The organism is Rahnella contaminans (assembly GCF_011065485.1).
GTDB lineage: Bacteria > Pseudomonadota > Gammaproteobacteria > Enterobacterales > Enterobacteriaceae > Rahnella > Rahnella contaminans.
The window spans coordinates 32721-52131 of the sequence record NZ_JAADJS010000007.1; the positions used below are offsets into that span (position 1 = coordinate 32721).

The 19411-nt window shown below is 54.7% G+C and carries 19 protein-coding genes; 4 read left to right on the top strand and 15 right to left on the bottom strand.

Going from position 1 to position 19411, the window contains the following annotated elements:
• Positions 1-11 precede the first annotated feature (11 nt).
• Positions 12-356, top strand: coding sequence for a PTS fructose-like transporter subunit IIB (locus GW579_RS21920; RefSeq protein ID WP_152324813.1), 345 nt, complete (start codon positions 12-14; stop codon positions 354-356).
• Between the two features lie 18 nt (positions 357-374).
• On the opposite strand, the gene GW579_RS21925 is transcribed toward GW579_RS21920, so the two are convergent.
• The 3 genes from GW579_RS21925 to metE form a co-directional block, all read right to left on the bottom strand.
• Complete coding sequence (locus tag GW579_RS21925; RefSeq protein WP_165061835.1) at positions 375-1238, bottom strand: AraC family transcriptional regulator; 864 nt, start codon at positions 1236-1238, stop codon at positions 375-377.
• Between the two features lie 155 nt (positions 1239-1393).
• On the bottom strand, positions 1394-2158 hold the full coding sequence (gene budC, locus GW579_RS21930) for a meso-2,3-butanediol dehydrogenase (RefSeq protein WP_152324811.1): 765 nt from the start codon (positions 2156-2158) through the stop codon (positions 1394-1396).
• A 223-nt stretch (positions 2159-2381) separates the two neighbouring features.
• Complete coding sequence (gene metE / locus GW579_RS21935; RefSeq protein WP_165061838.1) at positions 2382-4661, bottom strand: 5-methyltetrahydropteroyltriglutamate--homocysteine S-methyltransferase; 2280 nt, start codon at positions 4659-4661, stop codon at positions 2382-2384.
• Between the two features lie 104 nt (positions 4662-4765).
• On the opposite strand from metE, the gene metR reads away from it, so the two are divergent.
• The gene (metR, locus tag GW579_RS21940) at positions 4766-5701 is read left to right on the top strand and encodes an HTH-type transcriptional regulator MetR (RefSeq protein WP_165061841.1); all 936 of its coding nucleotides are present in this window, start codon (positions 4766-4768) and stop codon (positions 5699-5701) included.
• Here metR and GW579_RS21945 read toward each other — a convergent pair.
• Positions 5607-6506 (bottom strand): carboxylate/amino acid/amine transporter, encoded by a 900-nt coding sequence (locus GW579_RS21945; protein ID WP_152324808.1) that lies wholly within the window; start codon positions 6504-6506, stop codon positions 5607-5609. The two genes, metR and GW579_RS21945, sit on opposite strands and share 95 nt — an antisense overlap.
• A 202-nt stretch (positions 6507-6708) precedes the next feature.
• On the opposite strand from GW579_RS21945, the gene GW579_RS21950 reads away from it, so the two are divergent.
• Complete coding sequence (locus GW579_RS21950) at positions 6709-7011, top strand: DUF2756 domain-containing protein (protein WP_152324807.1); 303 nt, start codon at positions 6709-6711, stop codon at positions 7009-7011.
• Positions 7012-7058: 47 nt separating this feature from the next.
• Here GW579_RS21950 and ugpQ read toward each other — a convergent pair whose 3' ends face one another.
• From ugpQ to GW579_RS22005, 11 genes are all read right to left on the bottom strand, one after another.
• Positions 7059-7799 (bottom strand): glycerophosphodiester phosphodiesterase, encoded by a 741-nt coding sequence (ugpQ, locus tag GW579_RS21955; RefSeq protein WP_165061844.1) that lies wholly within the window; start codon positions 7797-7799, stop codon positions 7059-7061.
• Between the two features lie 2 nt (positions 7800-7801).
• Positions 7802-8875, bottom strand: coding sequence for a sn-glycerol-3-phosphate import ATP-binding protein UgpC (locus GW579_RS21960; protein WP_120134718.1), 1074 nt, complete (start codon positions 8873-8875; stop codon positions 7802-7804).
• Positions 8876-8880: 5 nt separating this feature from the next.
• On the bottom strand, positions 8881-9726 hold the full coding sequence (gene ugpE / locus GW579_RS21965) for a sn-glycerol-3-phosphate ABC transporter permease UgpE (protein WP_165061846.1): 846 nt from the start codon (positions 9724-9726) through the stop codon (positions 8881-8883).
• Positions 9723-10610, bottom strand: a complete 888-nt coding sequence (ugpA, locus tag GW579_RS21970; RefSeq protein ID WP_152324804.1) for a sn-glycerol-3-phosphate ABC transporter permease UgpA — start codon at positions 10608-10610, stop codon at positions 9723-9725. Before ugpA ends, ugpE begins: the two co-directional genes overlap by 4 nt.
• Positions 10611-10710: 100 nt before the next feature.
• The gene (gene ugpB, locus GW579_RS21975) at positions 10711-12024 is read right to left on the bottom strand and encodes a sn-glycerol-3-phosphate ABC transporter substrate-binding protein UgpB (protein WP_165061849.1); all 1314 of its coding nucleotides are present in this window, start codon (positions 12022-12024) and stop codon (positions 10711-10713) included.
• A gap of 222 nt (positions 12025-12246) precedes the next feature.
• Positions 12247-13434, bottom strand: coding sequence for an aminotransferase-like domain-containing protein (locus GW579_RS21980; RefSeq protein WP_152324802.1), 1188 nt, complete (start codon positions 13432-13434; stop codon positions 12247-12249).
• Positions 13435-13565: 131 nt separating this feature from the next.
• Entirely contained in the window at positions 13566-14267 is a 702-nt protein-coding gene (gene livF, locus GW579_RS21985; RefSeq protein ID WP_165061852.1) for a high-affinity branched-chain amino acid ABC transporter ATP-binding protein LivF, read from the bottom strand.
• Between the two features lie 27 nt (positions 14268-14294).
• Positions 14295-15065, bottom strand: a complete 771-nt coding sequence (livG, locus tag GW579_RS21990) for a high-affinity branched-chain amino acid ABC transporter ATP-binding protein LivG (RefSeq protein ID WP_165061854.1) — start codon at positions 15063-15065, stop codon at positions 14295-14297.
• Entirely contained in the window at positions 15062-16351 is a 1290-nt protein-coding gene (locus GW579_RS21995; RefSeq protein ID WP_165061857.1) for a high-affinity branched-chain amino acid ABC transporter permease LivM, read from the bottom strand. The genes livG and GW579_RS21995 overlap by 4 nt, the downstream gene beginning before the upstream one ends.
• Positions 16348-17274 carry a high-affinity branched-chain amino acid ABC transporter permease LivH gene (livH, locus tag GW579_RS22000; protein WP_095924234.1) on the bottom strand — a complete coding sequence of 309 codons (927 nt, stop codon included), beginning with the start codon at positions 17272-17274 and terminating at the stop codon, positions 16348-16350. The genes GW579_RS21995 and livH overlap by 4 nt, the downstream gene beginning before the upstream one ends.
• A 232-nt stretch (positions 17275-17506) precedes the next feature.
• Positions 17507-18619: a branched-chain amino acid ABC transporter substrate-binding protein gene (locus GW579_RS22005; protein ID WP_165061860.1), complete on the bottom strand. Its 1113-nt coding sequence runs from the start codon at positions 18617-18619 to the stop codon at positions 17507-17509.
• A 404-nt stretch (positions 18620-19023) separates the two neighbouring features.
• Between GW579_RS22005 and panM the strand changes: the two genes are divergently transcribed.
• Positions 19024-19404 carry an aspartate 1-decarboxylase autocleavage activator PanM gene (gene panM, locus GW579_RS22010; RefSeq protein WP_165061863.1) on the top strand — a complete coding sequence of 127 codons (381 nt, stop codon included), beginning with the start codon at positions 19024-19026 and terminating at the stop codon, positions 19402-19404.
• Positions 19405-19411 lie beyond the last annotated feature (7 nt).

Here is a 19411-nt window from a genome sequence, read left to right on the forward strand (position 1 = left end):
GGGAACGGCAAATGTCATTAAAACTGGTCGGAGTCACGGCCTGCATCAGCGGTGTCGCTCACACATATATGGCGGCTGAACGCCTGGAAAAGCTGTGTTTGCAGGAAAAATGGCAGGTGAAAGTGGAAACGCAGGGCGCGCTGGGTGTCGAAAACGCGCTCTCGGAAAGCGATATTGCTCAGGCAGATATCGTTTTGCTTATCACGGAGATCCAGCTGGAAAACAGTGACCGTTTTACTCATAGCCGCTGCGTACAGACAGGCATTCACACTTTTTTACGCACGCCGGATAAAGTCATGGCCGCCGTGAAAAAGATCGCCTCATCTCCGCAGGGTACGCGCATCGTTCTCGCATAATAAGGACCGTCAGCGCTTCTACGGCTCCAGACTCTCAAACTGGCTGCGATACTGGCGGCGATATTCGGAAGGGGAACGTTCGGTGCTTTTCTTAAACTGGCGGCAAAAATAGTTGCTGTCGATGTACCCGCAGGCATGGGCGACTTCTTTCACTTTCATGTCATATCCTTTCAGTAGATTTTTTGCCTGCTCCAGCCGGACATAGTTCAGGTATTCGTTCAGCCCAATCCCGCCGCTTTTCTGAAACAAATGTGACAGATAATTCGGTGAAATATAAAACGCCTTGGCGACCGAATCGCGGGTGAGCGGTTCGCGGTAATGCTCTTCGATATGCTGGCGTACCGCGCCGAAGAGCGCCTGGCTGCGTGAGGCGGTATGCGCCGAGGAACTGAATAAATCCTGCGCATGGCTCAGTAACCCTTTCACCAGGAACCGCGCCGTCAGTTGATCCGCCTGGTGCCACGCCAGTTCATTGAGCGCCTGCAACATAAAAGCGCCTACGCGCGGCCCGCGCCTGCCAGTATTGCCTTTTTCACGTGAATCAAACTGTTTGCCGTCCCAGCCGAGCAGGCTGAAACCCAGCTGTTGTTTGCCAAATAACAGGCTCAGGGTGCGAACCGGCGTTTGCCACTGCGGACTATTCCAGCCTTTTGCCGGCACAAATAGCACATCCCCCGCCTGCATGCAGACAACCTGACTCACGCCCTGCTCATTTTCCCATTCCATCATCTGTTCCCCTCCGAGGACGAGTTCCAGACGCGGAAAATCTACCTGATACGCAAGTGCCGGCACCGGATGCAGGGCACCGGCAAAAAAGACCTGCCGGACGCCTTCGGGTTGCTCAATTACCGGAGATAAAACGGAAAAAAGAGGATGCGTCATGTTCGGAATACCTGTCAGCGGAATCACGCCATCATAACTAACCTGCGACGCAGAAAGAAAAGGAAGTCACAAATTTGGGAGGAGTACCGGGAAATCCGGCCTGCCGGTGAAGCGGCGGGCCGGAAACATCAGCTTATACCTGCGGAGGGTGGAGCTTAAGCCTGCGGAGGCTGGCCGTTGGACGCCGACAAACCGCCATCGACCGGCAGGTTTACGCCCGTCACGAAGCGGGCATCATGGCTGGCGAGAAACGCAATCACATCCGCGATTTCTTCCGGCTCCGCACCACGTCCCAGCGGAATTCGTTCGGCAAATTTAGCCAGCAACGGCTTGTTGTCTTTAATTCCGGCCGCCATCTCCGTAAAGGTCAGCGACGGACACACCGCGTTAACACGCACGCCGTCTTTACCGTGGTCCATCGCAATCGAGCGGGTAAAGTTCGTCACGCCGCCTTTCGCTGCGTTATAGAAACTCATTCCCCAGTCGCCGCCGGTACCGGAAACCGAGGAAATGTTGACAATATTTCCCTTACTTTTGATCAATGCAGGCATGAAGAATCGCGTGCAGTAAAAGACGCCGCTCAGATCGATGGCGATAATTTTCTGCCAGTCATCAAGGCTCGCTTCGGTCGCTTTACCCTGCACAACCACGCCTGCGGCGTTAACCAGCACATCAACACGCCCGAATTTGTCTTCGATCACCGCCGCCATCCGCTCCACATCCTGCGCGGAAGAAACATCCGCCAGATGAATGTAATACTGCGTACTGCTTAGCGTTTTGGCGACTTTCTCCAGTTTCTCTTTCGTTCTCCCGACCAGCACGACTATCGCGCCTTCTGAAGAAAAACGCCGTGCGGATGCCGCACCCATACCGGAACCTGCGCCCGTTACTACCACGACTTTGTCTGTAAACCGGTTCATATTTTCTCCCTGTCTGTTGGGTAAAAAGAAAGTTAATCCTGATTTAAGCCTAGCGGAGAAAGGCGCAACGCGTGGAAACTGCCTGAGGCTGAGTGCCGTAATCGCGCTACAGCCGCCGTATGACGGGGGATGAAACAGACGTAACAAAGTGCGAATGTGCACCAAAAAAAGGGGCACCGGAGTGCCCCAAAACGTGTCAGCAACAACACAACGACTCTTTAATTCAGGCTTTCTCAGCGCGCAGACGCTTGGCGGCTTTAACCATGTTTTCCAGCGATTCGCGGGTTTCCGGCCAGCCGCGGGTTTTCAGGCCACAGTCCGGGTTGACCCACAGGCGTTCCGCCGGAATACGATCCGCGGCTTTACGCAGTAAATCCTCAATCCACTCCACGCTTGGCACGTTAGGTGAGTGAATGTCGTAAACGCCCGGCCCGATTTCATTCGGGTACTCGAAGTCTTTAAACGATTCCAGCAAGTCCATATCGGAACGCGAGGTTTCGATGGTGATCACGTCAGCATCCAGCGCGGCAATGGAATCCATGATGTCGTTGAATTCGCAGTAACACATGTGGGTGTGGATCTGCGTGTCATCGCTGGCAATCGCGGCGTTCAGTTTGAACGCATCTACCGCCCAGCGGAGGTAAGCATTCCATTCAGACTGGCGCAGCGGCAGACCTTCGCGCAGTGCCGGTTCGTCAATCTGAATGATACCGATACCGGCTTTTTCCAGATCTTCCACTTCATCACGCAGCGCCAGCGCGATTTGTTTAGCGATGGTTTCGCGGCTGACATCTTCACGCGGGAAGGACCAGCAGAGAATAGTGATCGGGCCGGTCAGCATGCCTTTCACCGGTTTTTCGGTCAGCGACTGCGCATACTTCGCCCACTCCACGGTAATGGCTTGCGGACGGCTGACATCGCCGATAATCACCGGCGGTTTCACGCAACGTGAACCGTAGCTTTGTACCCAGCCGTTTTGCGTGAATACAAAACCGTCCAGATGCTCGCCGAAATATTCCACCATGTCGTTACGTTCAGCTTCACCATGCACCAGCACGTCGATATCCAGACGTTCCTGTTCTTTAATGGCCTGCTTAATATGTTCGCTGATACCGGTGCGGTATTTGGTGTTATCCAGCCGACCTTGTTTAAAGTCCAGACGCAGGCCGCGAATTTCAGTGGTTTGCGGGAATGAGCCGATGGTGGTGGTCGGCCAGGCAGGCAGGTTGAAACGGGCACGCTGCGCTTTAGCACGTTCGGTATAAACGTGCTGACGCTCGATATCTGTGGCCGTAATCGCCGCCACGCGTTGACCGACTGCCGGATTATTCACGCGGGCGGATTCACGGCGGGCACGGATGGGCGCGCTGTATTCGGCCAGTTTCAGCTGCGCTTCCGCAGTCGGATGGTTCAGCGCAGACGTCAACAGTGACAGCTCGGCACATTTTTGCAGGGCGAAGGCGAACCAGCTTTTCACTTCTTCATCCAGACGGCTTTCGACGCTTAAATCAATCGGACTGTGCAGCAGGGAACAAGAGCTGCCGATCCAGACGTTGCGCCCTGCCACCAGAGGTTTCAGACGGTCAAACCAGGTGCTCAGATCAGCACGCCAGACGTTACGGCCATTGATCACCCCCAGAGAAATCAGCCAGTTTTTTGGCAGTTTACTGATGACGGCTTGCAAATCATCGCGACCAGCGACGGCATCAATGTGTAACCCCTGAACCGGCAGCTGACGGATAGTGTCGAGATTATGTCCGACGCTGTCGAAATAGGTGGTCAGCAGCAGTTTGGTTTTGCTCTGTTCCAGTGCGGTATAAGCCGGTTTGTACGCGTCCAGCCATTCCTGCGGTAATTCCAGCACCAGCGCCGGTTCGTCAATCTGCACCCACTCAACATCGCGTTTTGCCAGTTCAGCCAGCACCTGCTGATAAACAGGCAGAATGTCGTTGAGCAGGGAAAGGCGGTCAAACTGTTCGCCTTTGACTTTGCCGAGCCACAGATAGGTCAGCGGGCCCAGCAGAACAGGTTTCACTTTGTGGCCGAGCGCCAGCGCTTCGTCCACTTCTTCCAGCAGTTGTGTCCAGGTCAGTTTAAATTTCTGCCCTTTCACAAACTCCGGCACCATGTAGTGATAGTTGGTGTTAAACCATTTGGTCATTTCCGCTGCCGCCGCCGGTTTACCGGTCGGTGCGCGGCCACGGCCAAGGCGGAATAAGGTATCGAGATCCACAGAGCCGTCGTCATTCTGATGACGTGCCGGCACGTTGCCCAGCAGGAGGCTGGTGGTCAGTACGTGATCGTACCAGGCGAAATCGCCCACCGGCACTAAATCCACGCCTGCTTCAGCTTGTTGCTTCCAGTGACGGGCGCGGAGTTCACGTCCGGTTGCCAGCAGTGCTTCCTGAGTGGAATTGCCTGCCCAGTAGCTTTCTTGTGCTTTTTTAAGTTCACGACGCAGACCAACGCGTGGAAAACCCAGAGTGTGATTCAGTATCGTCATCTTTTTAGTTCCTGTTTAGCCATCCAGATGTTTACACATCCATAATCCGCAGGTACTGTATAATCCACAAGCGCAAATTATTCATGACACAGTGAAGGACTCTCATGATCGAACTGAAACACCTGCGAACGTTGCAAGCACTGCGCAACACCGGGTCACTGGCCGCCGCCGCCTCGCAGCTTCATCAGACACAATCGGCCCTGTCGCACCAGTTCAGCGACCTTGAGCAACGGCTGGGTTTCAGGTTGTTCGTGCGGAAAAGTCAGCCTTTACGCTTTACGCCGCAGGGCGAAATCATGCTGAATCTGGCAGAACAGGTGCTGCCGCAAATCCAGCAGGCGTTGCAGGCGTGCAATGAGCCGCACCAGACTTCACTGCGCATCGCGATTGAGTGCCACAGCTGTATTCAGTGGCTGACGCCCGCGCTGGATAACTTCCACCAGAACTGGCCGCATGTGGTGATGGATTTCAAATCCGGCGTGACGTTTGACCCGCAACCGGCGCTGCAACAGGGCGAGCTGGATATCGTGCTGACCTCCGATATTCTGCCGCGCAGCGGTTTGCACTACTCCCCGATGTTCGATTACGAAGTCCGTCTGGTGCTGGCACCGGATCATCCGCTGGCGGCTAAAACCGTGATTTCGCCGGAAGATTTGAGTACTGAAACCCTGATGATTTATCCGGTTCAGCGTCAGCGTCTGGATATCTGGCGGCATTTTCTGCAACCGGCAGGGGTCAGCCCGTCGCTGAAAAGCGTCGATAACACATTGTTATTAATCCAGATGGTGTCGGCGAGAATGGGGATTGCGGCGTTACCGCACTGGGTCGTAGAAAGTTTTGAGCGCCAGGGCCTCGTCGTAACGAAGACCCTGGGCGAAGGTTTATGGAGCCGTCTGTTCGCCGCCGTGCGCGACGGCGAACAGCGTCAGCCGGTGACCGAAGCGTTTATTCGTTCGGCGCGCCAGCACGCGTGCGATCATCTGCCGTTTGTTCGCGACGCGGCACGACCCAACGCCGGTGTACCCACAGTGAGGACATAATCACTGCTGCGCCAATAATAAAGCTCGGCCAGTGCGGCTGCTGTTGCCAGATTGCCAGATTCACCAGCAGCCCCGCCGGGACGTGGAAGTTGTTCATAATTCCCAGCGTTCCCGCATCAACCTGCGTCGCACCGTAGTTCCACATGAAATACCCCAGCCCTGAAGCACCAATGCCCAGCCACACCAGAATCCCCCATTGCAGGTTCGTGGTCGGTAATTTTTGCGGATTGCCCCACAGGAACCAGGCCACCACCGCGCACAACAGTGCCCCAAGATAGAACCAGGAAAACGCCGTATGCTGCGGCATCGGACGGGTTTCCATCAGGCGTTTATAGCCCACCTGCCCGATGGCAAAACAGATGTTCGCCGCCTGCACCAGCAGCAAACCAATGATGAAATGTTCGCTGATGTGGTCGTAACGAATAATCGCCGCGCCCGCGACCGCCAGCAGGGCGCTCAGCGCATAACCGATACGGATTTTGCGGCCACTGATCAGGTCATAAATCAGTGTGACGTACAGCGGCGTCATCACCGTAAATAGCAGGAATTCCGGCACCGAAAGGTACAGATACGCTTCGAAGCTGATGAGATACATGATGCCAAGCTGCATCGCGCCCACCGCCATGTACAACAAAATGGTGGTGAGCTGATGACCTTTCCAGCGCAGGAACGGCAGGAAAACCAGCGCCGCCAGTCCTAAACGGACTAATACGGAAAACACGCTGTCAACCTGTCCGGCCAGATAGACGCCGATCAGGCTGAACGAAAAGGCCCACAAAATGGTGGTGATAATGAGTAAAGGCACGGCAGTTGAGCCCTAAAATGATAAAGATGGATGATTGTAGCGGAATGAAGGAAACCGCGAAGCGTGAAGGTGGTTTACATCTGTTCAATTATAGAGCAAATGAGAGCGACAGCACGCTTTGAGGGAAACGTGCGCTCAAAGGACACGTTCACGGCTGCGATGGCATACACTTAACGGATGACTGAAAACGGAGGATGAACTGATGAAATGTTTATATGGAATGCTCGCCGCGCTGCCGCTGCTGTTTGCTGTTCAGACCACCAGTGCAGTCGAAAAAGTGCCGAACCCTGACGATCCGCTGCTGAACAATCCGTCGCAACAACGCATGCAACAACAACAGCAGAACAATCAGCAGATGCAGAAACGTCAGCAGGAGCAGGATATGCGTAACAGTCAGCAGCAACAGCAGCTGAAGCTGAAATCGCAGATCCAGAGCAATCAGCAACGTTTACAGATCCAGCAGAATAACCAGACGCTGGGTCAGAAGCTGAATCAGACGCCGTAATCCCCCTTCAGGCGCGGTGTTCACTGCGCCTGATCCGCGTTACCCGCTTAAACGAAATCCGGCCCGATCACATCAATCTTATCGGTACAAATACAGTCCACGCCCCAGCCCAGTAATTCACGGGCGCGCGCCGGATTATTCACGGTATACACCAGAATATGCAGACCGGCGGCTTTGATTGCTTTCACGCGTTCTTCATTAAGCAGTTTGTGATTGAGATGCAGAGACGCACATTCCAGTTCGTCGGTCAGTGCTTTCCAGTTTTCGTGCCACGAGTCGATCAGCAGACCGCGCGGAAGCTCGGGGGCGGCTTTTTTCGCAGCAACCAGTGCGTCAAATTCGAACGAAGAAAGCAGCGGCGGCACGGCCTGGTTTTTCCACAATTCACGGGCGGCCAGCGCGACGTCGGTTCCGGTTTTTTCATCCAGCCCGGTGGTCGGTTTGATTTCGATATTCGCCATCATGTTGTGGCGCGCACAACGTTCGGCGACCTGCGAGAGCAGCGGGAGTTTTTCTCCTTTGAACTCTGCGCCATACCAGTCGCCGGCGTCGAGCCGTTCGAGTTTTTCCCACGGCAATTCACCTGCCACACCCCAGCCATTGCTGGTGCGGTTCAGGGTATCGTCGTGCAACAGGAAGATTTCCCCGCCCTGCGCGAGTTTGGCGTCAAATTCGATCATCGTGTGGCCGTATTTCGCGCCCACGTCGATAGCGGCCAGCGTGTTTTCCGGTGCCAGAGCACCGCCGCCGCGGTGCGCCACAATGCGAGGATAAGGCCAGGCTTTCATGTTCATTCCATCCGTAGTCCGGTGTGAGTATCGAAAAAGTGTAACGCTTTCGCCGGGAAAACCAAGCGCAACAGCGAACCGGCTGTCGGGAACACTTCATGCGATAAACGCACCACAACGCCGCTGCCCGCCAGTTTGCCATGCGCCAGATTATCCGCACCCAGCAGTTCCAGCGTATTGAGCACCATCGGAATACCGTTTTGTGTGTCATCAGTCAGATGAATATGTTCAGGGCGAATACCGACCGTCAGCTCACGACCGCCCCACTCAGGGCGCGCCACCGGCAGCGGCAGTTCAAACCCGCCTTCCATCACCAGCGACGTGCCGTCCGTGGTGAGCTGGCCAGGTAACAGGTTCATGGCCGGAGAGCCGATAAAGCTGGCGACAAACAGGCTGGCCGGACGGCGATAGACTTCCGACGGCGTGCCGATTTGTTCGGCAATACCTTTGTTCATCACGATCACACGTTCGGCCAGGGTCATGGCTTCCACCTGATCGTGGGTGACGTACAGGCTGGTGGTGCGCAGACGACGATGTAATTGTTGTAGTTCAAGGCGCATCTGGACGCGCAGTTTAGCGTCGAGGTTAGAAAGCGGTTCGTCGAACAGGAATACCGCCGGTTCCCGCACGATGGCACGCCCCATTGCCACACGCTGACGCTGGCCGCCGGAAAGCTCACGCGGTTTTCGTTTGAGCAACGGCCCCAGTTCCAGAATGCGCGCCGCTTCCTCAACGCGATCGTTGATTTGCGCTTTGCCGAAGCCGCGGATTTTCAGGCCATACGCCATGTTGTCGTACACGCTCATGTGCGGATACAGCGCATAGTTCTGGAAGACCATTGCAATACCGCGATCTTTCGGCTCCAGTTCAGTGACGCGCTGGTCATTAATGTAGATATCACCGGAGGTCGTGCGCTCAAGCCCGGCCACCATGCGCAGCAGAGTCGATTTTCCGCAGCCGGAAGGCCCTACCATCACGATGAACTCGCCGTCGGCCACGTCCAGATCGATGCTCTGGATGATCTGGTTTTTGCCGTCGTAGGATTTGGTCACTGCCTGTAATTTCAAATTTGCCATTTCAGTTACTTCTCACTGTCTACCAGGCCGCGCACAAACCAGCGCTGCATCAGGAGCACCACCGCCAGCGGTGGCAATAAGGTCAGGATCATGGCCGCCATCACCTGATTCCATTGGGTCGAGCCGTCGCCAGAGGAAATCATGCTTTTGATCCCCGCCACCGCCGTGCCCATCGAGGCATCGCTGGTGATCAGGATCGGCCACAGGTACTGGTTCCAGCCATAAATAAAGGTGATGACGAACAGCGCCGCCAGATTGGTTTTCGACAGCGGCAGCACGATGCCCCAGAAAAAGCGCATCGCGCCTGCGCCGTCGATACGTGCGGCTTCCAGCAATTCATCCGGCAAGGTCATAAAGAACTGGCGAAACAGGAAAGTCGCGGTCGCCGAGGCCATCAGCGGCAACGTCAGGCCGGTGTAGCTGTCGAGCATATGCAGATTAGCGATGACCTGAACGGTCGGGAAAATACGCACTTCCACCGGCAACATCAGCGTCATGAAAATCAGCCAGAAGAACAGGTTACGCAGCGGAAAACGAAAATAGACAATCGCGTAAGCCGAAAGCATCGACACCGAAATCTTACCGATGGTGATCACCATCGCCATGATGAAGCTGTTGATCAGCATCCGTCCGAATGCCGGACTGCTGTTCCCTGCCCCCTGCGTCCAGATGGTGGTGATGTTTTCCCATAAATGGGTGCCCGGGATCAGCGTCATTGGCACATCGAAAATCTGTTTGTTATCCAGCGAGGCCGCCACAAACGCGACGTACAGCGGGAATAAAATCACCAGCACGCCAAGCAGCAGCATAATGTGGCTGAAGATATCCAGCCCTCTGCGGTTCTCAATCATTGGTAACGCACCTTACGCTCGACAAAGCGGAACTGAATGAACGTCAGGCCGCAAACCAGCAGCATCAGAATGACGGACTGCGCGGCGGAGCTGGACAAGTCCAGGCCGGAGAAACCTTCGCGATACACTTTATAAATCAGCGTGGTCGTCGCCTGTACCGGGCCACCGGCTGTCGCGGCATCAATCACCGGGAAGGTATCAAAGAAGGCGTACACCAGATTGACCACCAGCAGGAAGAAGCTCACCGGTGAAATCAGCGGTAATACGAGATTGAAGAAGCGACGTACCGGGCCTGCGCCATCGATAGCCGCCGCTTCTACCAGAGATTTTGGGATCGACTGCAACGCCGCCAGGAAGAACAGGAAGTTGTAGCTGACCTGCTTCCAGACCGACGCCAGCACCACCAGGAACATCGCCTGACCGCTGTTTTGCGCGTGGTTCCAGTTGTAGCCTATCGAGCCCAGGAAATGAGTAATCAGGCCCAGACCGGGGCTGAACAGAAACATCCACAAAACGGCGGCAACGGCTGGCGCCACGGCGTAAGGCAGGATCATCAGCGTCTGATAAATCCGGCTGCCGCGTACCACGTGATCGACCAGCGCCGCGAAAAACAGCGAAACGGCCAGTCCGATGAATGCCACCATAAAGCTGAATTTCAGCGTGGTATAAAAAGAGTCGAGATAGTACGGGTCCTGAAACAGCTGTGTGAAGTTAGTCAGACCGGCGAAGGTGCTGGATAAGCCGAAAGGATCCAGTGTCTGTACCGAATACCACAGCGCCTGACCGGCAGGCCACAGGAAAAATATCGCGGTGATCAACAGCTGCGGCAACACCAGCGCGTACGGCAACCAGCTGCAACCAAAACCGGGACGGTGTGAACTCATGATGGTTTACTCGTTAATGCGATGACGGGTTTGGCTCCTCCCCCTGCAAAGGGGGAGGCTGTTTTGCTCCCTCCCCTTCGCGGGGGGAGGTGCAAGAAAATTATTTGGCAGAAGCTTCGAAGCGACGCAGCAGCAGATTCCCGCGCTGTACTGCGGTATCCAGTGCTTCTTTGGCGCTTTTCTTACCGCTCCAGACGCTTTCCAGTTCTTCATCAACGATGGTACGGATCTGCGGCATGTTGCCCAGACGCAGACCTTTGGTGAACGGTAATGGCGGCTTGTTCAGCATCTGGCGGGTGGCAACGTCAGAACCCGGATTCTTCTCGTAGAAGCCTTCTTTTTTGGTCAGCTCATACGCCGCAGTCGTCACCGGCAGATAACCGGTTTTCTGGTGCCATTCGGCAGCGATTTCCGGCGTGGTCAGGAATTGCAGGAATTCGGCGACGCCTTTGTAAGTGTCTTTGTCTTTGCCGTTCATCACCCACAGGCTTGCGCCGCCGATGATGGCGTTTTGTGGTGCGCCTTTGATGTCTGCGTCGTAAGGCATCATGCCCACGCCGTAGTTGAATTTGGAATACTGACGGATGTCGGCCAGTGAACCGGAAGATGCGGTAGTCATCGCGCAGTCGCCGTTATAGAACTTGGCGGTGGATTCGTCTTTACGACCAAAATAGGTGAAATCACCTTTTTTGTTCATGTCTTCGAGCATCTGAATGTGTTTGATTTGCTCTGGTTTATTGAATTCCAGAACCGCATCGGTGCCGTCGAAGCCGTTGTTTTTGGTAGCGATTGGCAGACCGTGCCACGCGCTGAAGTTCTCAATCTGGATCCAGCCCTGCCAGCCGCTGGCGTAGCCACACTTCATGCCGGCTTCACGCAGTTTTTCGGTGTACGCGGCCATATCCTGCCAGGTTTTCGGCGGCTGATCCGGGTTCAGACCGGCTTTCTTAAACGCATCTTTGTTGTAATACAGCACCGGCGTGGAGCTGTTGAAAGGCTGGGATAACAGACGGCCTTTGGAATCGGAGTAATAACCGGAAACGGTCGGCACGAACTGGGAAACGTCTTCTTTGATGCCTGCATCACTGAACACTTCGTAGACCGGTTTGATGGCTTTGCTGGCCATCATGGTCGCGGTGCCTACTTCGTAAACCTGCAAGATAGCCGGAGCATTGCCGGTGCGATATGCCGCGATACCGGCCGCCAGGCTTTCGTCGTATTTGCCTTTATAGACAGGCACGATTTTGACATCAGGGTGTGTCTGGTTAAAACGGTCGGCCAGCGAGTTCACTTCTTTGCCTAATTCGCCGTCCATTGAGTGCCAGAAAGGAATTTCTGTCACAGCGAAGGCATTGGCGCTGAAAGCCAGCGTCAGCGCGGTGCCGATGACCGTTTTTTTGAGGTTGATGAACATGCCTGTCTCCTGAATTCTGCTGGTGTAAAAGGGGCAGAGATAAATGGGGTATTGAGAAACGTTTTTATGCGGAGGTAACATGACACGGCTAAATTACAGATAAATAACAGTTAAATGACATTAACGTTACAGCAGCATGAAGTGCAGGTGACGAACAGATGGCAAAAAAGAAGGCGCATCGGGTGAACGATGCGCCTTATAAAGAAGGGAAATCCGGGGGTTTTACAGCGCGCGTTTCAGGCGGGCAACCGCCTCCTGCATCTGCTCTTCGGTCGCGGTGGCGAACGACAGACGGAAGGTCGAGTGATCCGGGTTATCGGCATAGAAGAATTCGCCCGGCACAAACACCACGCCCTGCTCCAGCGTCTTTTTCATCCACTCAGCGCAGTTACGCGGCTCGCGGAAACGTGCCCACAGGAACATGCCGCCTTTCGGATATTCAAACGTCAGCACGTCGCCCAGTTCGCGTTCCAGCAGTTCGGCCATGACCTGGCATTTCTTTTTATACGCGGCACGAATGGTTTCGATCTGCTTCGGCAGACGGCCAAGACCGAGATAATATTCCGCAATGCTCTGCGACAACGCGCTGGCGTGCAAATCTGCCGCCTGTTTGATGATGGCGACCTTATGCAACAGCCAGTCAGGCATAATCACCCAGCCCAGACGCAAACCCGGCGCCAGAATTTTAGAGAACGTCGAGGTGTAGATAATGTTATCCGCGTGACCGAACAGGGCTTTCGACAGCTCAAACAGCGTCGGCTGGCGTTCTTCGGTGAAACGCAGTTCGCCGTACGGATCATCTTCTACAATCAGGAATTCGTGCTGTGCCGCCAGTTTCACCAGCTGCTCACGGCGCACACGGCTCAGGGTCACGCCGCTCGGGTTACCGAACGTGGGCACCAGATACACGCCTTTAATCTTTTGTGTTTTCAGCAGTTCCGCCAGCTCATCGACAATCATGCCGTCGCCGTCTGAACCGACGGAGAGGATTTGGGCTTCGGCCAGTTCCAGAGTCTGCAATGCGGCCAGATAGGTCGGGCGCTCCACCACGAAAATATCATCCGGGTTCACCACGGCGCGCATCACCAGATCCAGCGCCTGCTGGGATCCGGCGGTCACTACGATATCTTCAGGCTGCGCGACCACGCCACGTTCCTGACAAAGAGAAGCAATACGCTCACGCAGCGTATAACTGCCTTCTGTCAGGCCATACTGGAATGCGTGCTCCGGCTGTTCTGTTATCGCCAGCTGTGTGGCTTCACGCAGGCCGTCGAAATCAAAAAGCGCTGAAGAAGGAATACCACCCGCCAGTGAAATAACGCCTTCCATTTTGCTGTGTTTCAGCAATTCCCGGATGGCCGAACTTTTAAGCCTGACCATACGGGCGGCGAGTAAACCTTCTGTGTTCATGACATGTTCCTGATGATGTGCAAAGTTATAAGAATGTAAGAGATGTTAATTTATCCACAAAATAAAAACCGCAAAGCGCTTGCCGTGCGGTTTAGTAGATTTATCACAGATTTTTGAAATCAGAAGCCAATTTATGCGCCGAGATAGGCCGCACGCACAGCTTCGTTGGCCAGCAATGCCGCGCCGGTATCTTCCAGCACCACATGACCGTTCTCCAGCACATAACCGCGATCGGCGAGTTTCAGCGCCTGATTGGCGTTTTGCTCGACCAGGAAGATGGTCATCCCTTCTTCGCGCAGTTGCTGGATAGTGTCAAAAATCTGCTGGATGATGATCGGCGCCAGCCCCAGCGACGGCTCGTCGAGCAGCAGTAAACGCGGCTGGCTCATCAGCGCACGGCCAATCGCCAGCATCTGTTGTTCACCACCGGACATAGTGCCTGAACGCTGAACACGACGCTCTTTCAGACGCGGGAACAGTGTAAACACGCGCTCCAGACGGGCATGAAACTGGTCGCGTGTGGCGAAAAATCCGCCCATCGCCAGATTCTCTTCCACGGTCATGCGCGAAAACACACGGCGGCCTTCCGGCACTATTGCGATATCGCCGCGCATGATTTTGGCGGTCTGCCACTGCGTGATGTCCTGCCCTTCAAAAATGATCGAGCCGTGCGACGCCCGCGGTTCGCCACATAAACTGCCGAGCAGCGTGGTTTTACCCGCGCCGTTCGCGCCGATCAGCGTGACGATTTCCCCTTTGTTAATGCTCAGGCTGACTTCATGCAGCGCCTGAATTTTGCCGTAATGGGCGGATACCTGATTAAATGACAACATCTTGTTCTGTCCCTTAGCCTTCGCCCATTAACCTTCGCCTAAATAGGCGCGGATCACGTCAGGATTGTTACGAATTTCAGCCGGAGTGCCCTGCGCCAGCGGCGTGCCCTGATTCACCACGTAGATGCGGTCGGAAATGCCCATCACCAGCTTCATGTCGTGCTCAATCAGCAGCACCGACACGTTGTGCTGGTTACGCAGTTCGGCAATCAGCTGATTCAGCTCTTCGGTTTCGCGCGGATTCAGACCGGCAGCCGGTTCGTCGAGCATCAGGATTTCCGGGCGCGTCACCATACAGCGGACGATTTCCAGACGGCGCTGCTGACCGTAAGCCAGATTCCCCGCCTGACGGTTCGCCAGTTCGAGCAATCCGACACGTTCCAGCCAGTCGGCAGCGCGATCGAGCGCTTCCGCTTCGGCGCGACGAAATCCCGGCGTTTTGAACAGCCCCGCCAGCACACCGCTTTTCAGGTGCTGATGCTGGGCAACCAGCAGGTTTTCAATCACCGTCATTTCACGGAACAGACGCACGTGCTGGAAGGTTCGCACCACACCCATGCGGGCAATTTTCTGCCCGGGCAATCCTTCCAGATGCTGGTCACGCAGTTTAATGGTGCCGCCGCTCGGTTTGTAGAAACCGGTCAGACAGTTAAATACCGTGGTTTTACCGGCACCGTTCGGGCCAATCAGCGACACAATTTCGCCCTGATTGAGGTTCAGCGCCACGTTGTTGACCGCCAGCAGGCCGCCAAAACGCATCATCAAACCTTCAACGGCTAACAGAGGTTGCGTGCTCATGCCTGTTCCCCCTGATCGGCGATTTGTTTTTTAGACAATTTGAGTTTCAGCTGCGGACGTTTCATCGGCAGCAAGCCCTGCGGACGCCAGATCATCATCAGCACCATTAACGCACCGAGCAGTAACATGCTGTATTCATTGAGGTCACGCATCAGCTCGCGGGAAACTACCAGCAGAATGGCCGCCAGAATGACGGCAAACTGTGAGCCCATGCCGCCGAGCACCACGATAGCCAGCACAAAGGCGGACTCCGCAAAGGTGAAGGATTCCGGGCTGACAAAGCCCTGACGCGCGGCGAACAGCGTACCGGCGAAACCGGCAAACGCGGCGCTGATAGTGAATGCCGTCAGTTTGATCCGGGTCGGATTCAGCCCGAGCGAGCGGCAGGCAATTTCATCTTCACGCAATGCTTCCCACGCACGGCCCAGCGGCATGCGCAGCAGCCGGTTGATGATGAACAATGTCGCAATCACCAGCAACAACGCCACCATGTACAGGAAGATGATGCGGTCACTCGGGTCGTAGGTGACGTGAAAGAAGTTGCTGAAGGTATCCCAGCCACCGTCGCGTGGCGTGCGGCTGAATTCCAGCCCGAACAGCGTCGGTTTGGGGATCTGGCTGATGCCGTTTGGCCCGCCCGTCAGTTCGGTATTGTTAAGCAGCAGGATACGCACGATCTCTCCGAAGCCGAGCGTCACAATCGCCAGATAATCGCCCCGCAGCCGCAGCACCGGGAACCCGAGCAGGAAACCAAACGCCGCCGACACCAGACCGGCCAGCGGTAACGCTTCCCAGAAACCGATGCCGTAATAGTGATTGAGCAGCGCATAGGTGTAAGCGCCGATGGCGTAAAAACCGCCGTAACCCAGCACCAGCAGACCGGACAACCCGACCACTACGTTCAGACCGAGGCCGAGCATAATGTAGATAAGCGTCAGCGTGGCGATATCCACCGTACCGCGTGAAACGATAAACGGCCAGGCGATGGCGGCAATAATCAGCACCAGCGCCAGCAGCTTTTGTTTCGGCGTCGAGCCGTCAAAGCTCGGCAGTATCCAGCCCGGACCGGACACTTTTTTCAGGCCACTGCTGACCATTGGACGGAACAGCTGAAACACGAAAACGATGGCACAACCGATGGCAATCCACGTCCAGCGCACTTCACCGGCACCGTTCACCACCAGCTTTGTGCCATCGAGGCTCAGCTGTAATCCCATGATGAATGCAGCCAGTACCAGCAGGACGAAAGCGGAGACCAGCGCATTTAACAGATTCAGGCGCTTCATACTTTCTCAACCTCCGGACGTCCGAGAATACCGGTCGGCAGCACCAGTAACACCACGATCAGCAATGCGAAGGACACCACGTCTTTGTACTCGGTGCTCAGATACGCCGAGGTCAGCGCTTCGGCCACGCCTAAAATCAGGCCGCCAATCATCGCGCCAGGAATACTGCCGATACCGCCGAGAACCGCTGCGGTAAAGGCTTTCATCCCGGCCATAAAGCCAATGTACGGGTTAATCACGCCATAGAATTGCCCCAGCAGAACGCCCGCCACTGCCGCCATTAATGCGCCAATAACGAAAGTCAGCGAGATCACGCGGTCAGTGCTGATCCCCAGCAGGCTGGCCATTTTGAGATCTTCCGCACAGGCACGGCAGGCACGCCCCATACGTGAATAACGGATGAACAGCGTCAGCGCCAGCATGGCCACAAAGGTCACGATCCAGATAATCAGTTGCATGGTGCTGATTGTCGCGGCGAAACCATTCGCCTCGCCCAGTTTCCACTGGCCGGTCACCAGGCTCGGTAAAGCAAGGTCGCGCGAGCCCTGAGTCAGGCTGACGTAGTTTTGCAGAAAAATTGACATCCCGATGGCAGAAATCAGTGCAATCAGACGCTTGGAGTTACGCACCGGCTTATATGCCACGCGTTCAATGCTCCAGCCGTAGGCACTGGAAATCACAATCGCGGCGATAAAACCGGCACCGATCAGCAACCAGCTGGCGTCGATACCCATCATCATCAAAGCGGCGATTACGATAAAAGAGACATAACTGCCGATCATATACACCTCGCCGTGTGCGAAGTTGATCATGCCGATAATGCCGTAAACCATGGTGTAACCAATGGCGATCAGCGCATAAGTACTGCCCAACGTCACGCCGTTGAACATCTGCTGAATGAAATAGAGGAACTGCTCTGACATACCCTATCCTTATTAATCAAGGGTTTGATAACTTGTGCTGAGACTGCAACCCGGCGCCTTTTATAACGCCAGACGCCGGGCAGAGTAATGCGCTGTTCTGAAACATAATGCCCAAAATCATTCGTGTTGCCTCAAGGCGGCAACTGAATGAATCCCCGGGAGCTTACACAGGTAAGTGACCGGGGTGAATGAAGGCGGCCAACGCAGAGGCGGCGCGAAGGATGCCGGGCATTTATTTGATAGGGGTAGACGTGCCGTCCTTATGCCACTCGAAAATACCGAATTCGAATCCTTTCAGGTCACCTTTTTCATCCCAGCTCAGGGGGCCCATGACGGTGTCCACGGAAGCTGATTTCAGATTTTTAGCGATGTCAGCCGGTTCCATGCTGCCGCTGCGTTCCATACCGGTAGTCAGCGCCTGTAATGCGGCGTAAGTCGTCCAGACGAACGGACCGGTTGGATCCAGTTTTTTGGCTTTCAGGGCATCCACGATTGGCTGGTTAGCCGGAACCTGGTCATAACGTTTTGGCAGCGTCACCAGCATACCTTCAGAGGCATCACCGGCGATGTTAGACAGTGAGGAGTTACCCACGCCTTCCGGACCCATAAATTTGGCGTTCAGACCGGCTTGTTTAGACTGGCGCAGGATCTGCCCCATCTCCGGGTAGTAACCGCCGAAGTAGACGAAATCGACGTTTTCTTTCTTCAGACGCGCAACCAGCGTAGAGAAGTCTTTATCGCCGGCGGTCACACCTTCAAACAGAACGACGTTGCCGCCGCCTTTTTTCAGCGCGTCCTGTACGGAACGGGCCAGGCCTTCGCCGTACTGTTGTTTATCATGCACAACAGCAATGCGTTCTGGTTTGATGGTGTCGAGGATGTATTTGGCTGCGGTCGGACCCTGGTCAGAATCCAGACCGGTGGTGCGCATTACCATTTTATAACCACGGGTGGTGAGGTCTGCGTTGGTTGCAGCTGGCGTGATCATCAGAACGCCTTCGTCTTCATAAATGTCAGAAGCAGGCTGTGTTGAGGATGAACACAGGTGGCCAATCACGTAACGGATACCGTCGTTGATCACTTTGTTGGCAACGGCGACCGCTTGTTTCGGATCACACGCGTCGTCATATTCGACGCCAACCAATTTATCGCCCTTCACGCCGCCTTTGGCATTAATGTCTGCGATCGCTTGTTTAGCCCCTGTAAACTCCATATCACCATACTGGGCGACCGGACCTGACATAGCACCAACGATGGCGACTTTGATATCTTTCGCGAATGCCGCCTGACTCATTGCTAATGCAATACACCCTGCCAGCCAGATCTTACCCTTTGTTACTTTCATCCGATTACCCCGTTTGATGTGTGTTGTGGTTTGCTCTTTGCCTGCCTGTTCAAAACATCATCACTTAAGAAATTTAGTATAAGTAATAATGAGTTACCGGCTTATTTCGCCTTATTTTCGAATAAGACTTTATAATTCATATCATTAAACAGGAATTTTCTTCTGCAAATCAAATGGCACAGTCAGAAATATGAGGTGTAAACAGAATTTTATTTGGATGGAAAATCGGTTCTCTTTTAAACAATCAGCCGTTAACGCTGGCATTATTGATTAAAGCCAACATTTATCGCTTATACAGGGATCGCTGAAAAAGTTTTCAACCTGTTACTGTACAAAAAAAGTTACGCCCGATTTTCAGACGGATCCGCTACACTAAACGCCTCTTTTTTCTGACCATCCACATCATGAAATTAACCATCCAAAAACTCACTTCGCTCAGCACGCAGGATCTCATCGATCTGGCAAAAGTCTGGCCTGAGCAAACGGAAAGTGACTGGCAAGGCAGCCTGAGCGAACACCACGCGCTGTTCGCCGCCGTGTTTAACGAGCGCATTCTTGGCGCGGTGAAAGTCCGGCTGAACGGCGACCACGGCGAGCTCAGGGATCTGCGGGTTCGCGAAGTGACGCGGCGTCGCGGCGTCGGGCTGTATCTGATGGAAGATATGCAGGCGCAACTGCCGCAGGTCAAAAGCTGGGAAATGCCGTCCGATGGCGAAGCCGTGACCGACGCCTTTATGCAGGCCTGCGGTTTTTCCCTGACAGGGAATATCTGGAAGAAGCCCTAATCCGCGC

Coding starts and splice junctions, on each gene's coding strand:
- GW579_RS21920 (WP_152324813.1), top strand. CDS start 12: ATGTCATTAAAACTGGTCGGAGTCACGGCCTGCATCAGCGGTGTCGCT.
- GW579_RS21925 (WP_165061835.1), bottom strand. CDS start 1,238: ATGACGCATCCTCTTTTTTCCGTTTTATCTCCGGTAATTGAGCAACCC.
- budC (WP_152324811.1), bottom strand. CDS start 2,158: ATGAACCGGTTTACAGACAAAGTCGTGGTAGTAACGGGCGCAGGTTCC.
- metE (WP_165061838.1), bottom strand. CDS start 4,661: ATGACGATACTGAATCACACTCTGGGTTTTCCACGCGTTGGTCTGCGT.
- metR (WP_165061841.1), top strand. CDS start 4,766: ATGATCGAACTGAAACACCTGCGAACGTTGCAAGCACTGCGCAACACC.
- GW579_RS21950 (WP_152324807.1), top strand. CDS start 6,709: ATGAAATGTTTATATGGAATGCTCGCCGCGCTGCCGCTGCTGTTTGCT.
- ugpQ (WP_165061844.1), bottom strand. CDS start 7,799: ATGAAAGCCTGGCCTTATCCTCGCATTGTGGCGCACCGCGGCGGCGGT.
- GW579_RS21960 (WP_120134718.1), bottom strand. CDS start 8,875: ATGGCAAATTTGAAATTACAGGCAGTGACCAAATCCTACGACGGCAAA.
- ugpE (WP_165061846.1), bottom strand. CDS start 9,726: ATGATTGAGAACCGCAGAGGGCTGGATATCTTCAGCCACATTATGCTG.
- ugpA (WP_152324804.1), bottom strand. CDS start 10,610: ATGAGTTCACACCGTCCCGGTTTTGGTTGCAGCTGGTTGCCGTACGCG.
- ugpB (WP_165061849.1), bottom strand. CDS start 12,024: ATGTTCATCAACCTCAAAAAAACGGTCATCGGCACCGCGCTGACGCTG.
- GW579_RS21980 (WP_152324802.1), bottom strand. CDS start 13,434: ATGAACACAGAAGGTTTACTCGCCGCCCGTATGGTCAGGCTTAAAAGT.
- livF (WP_165061852.1), bottom strand. CDS start 14,267: ATGTTGTCATTTAATCAGGTATCCGCCCATTACGGCAAAATTCAGGCG.
- livG (WP_165061854.1), bottom strand. CDS start 15,065: ATGAGCACGCAACCTCTGTTAGCCGTTGAAGGTTTGATGATGCGTTTT.
- GW579_RS21995 (WP_165061857.1), bottom strand. CDS start 16,351: ATGAAGCGCCTGAATCTGTTAAATGCGCTGGTCTCCGCTTTCGTCCTG.
- livH (WP_095924234.1), bottom strand. CDS start 17,274: ATGTCAGAGCAGTTCCTCTATTTCATTCAGCAGATGTTCAACGGCGTG.
- GW579_RS22005 (WP_165061860.1), bottom strand. CDS start 18,619: ATGAAAGTAACAAAGGGTAAGATCTGGCTGGCAGGGTGTATTGCATTA.
- panM (WP_165061863.1), top strand. CDS start 19,024: ATGAAATTAACCATCCAAAAACTCACTTCGCTCAGCACGCAGGATCTC.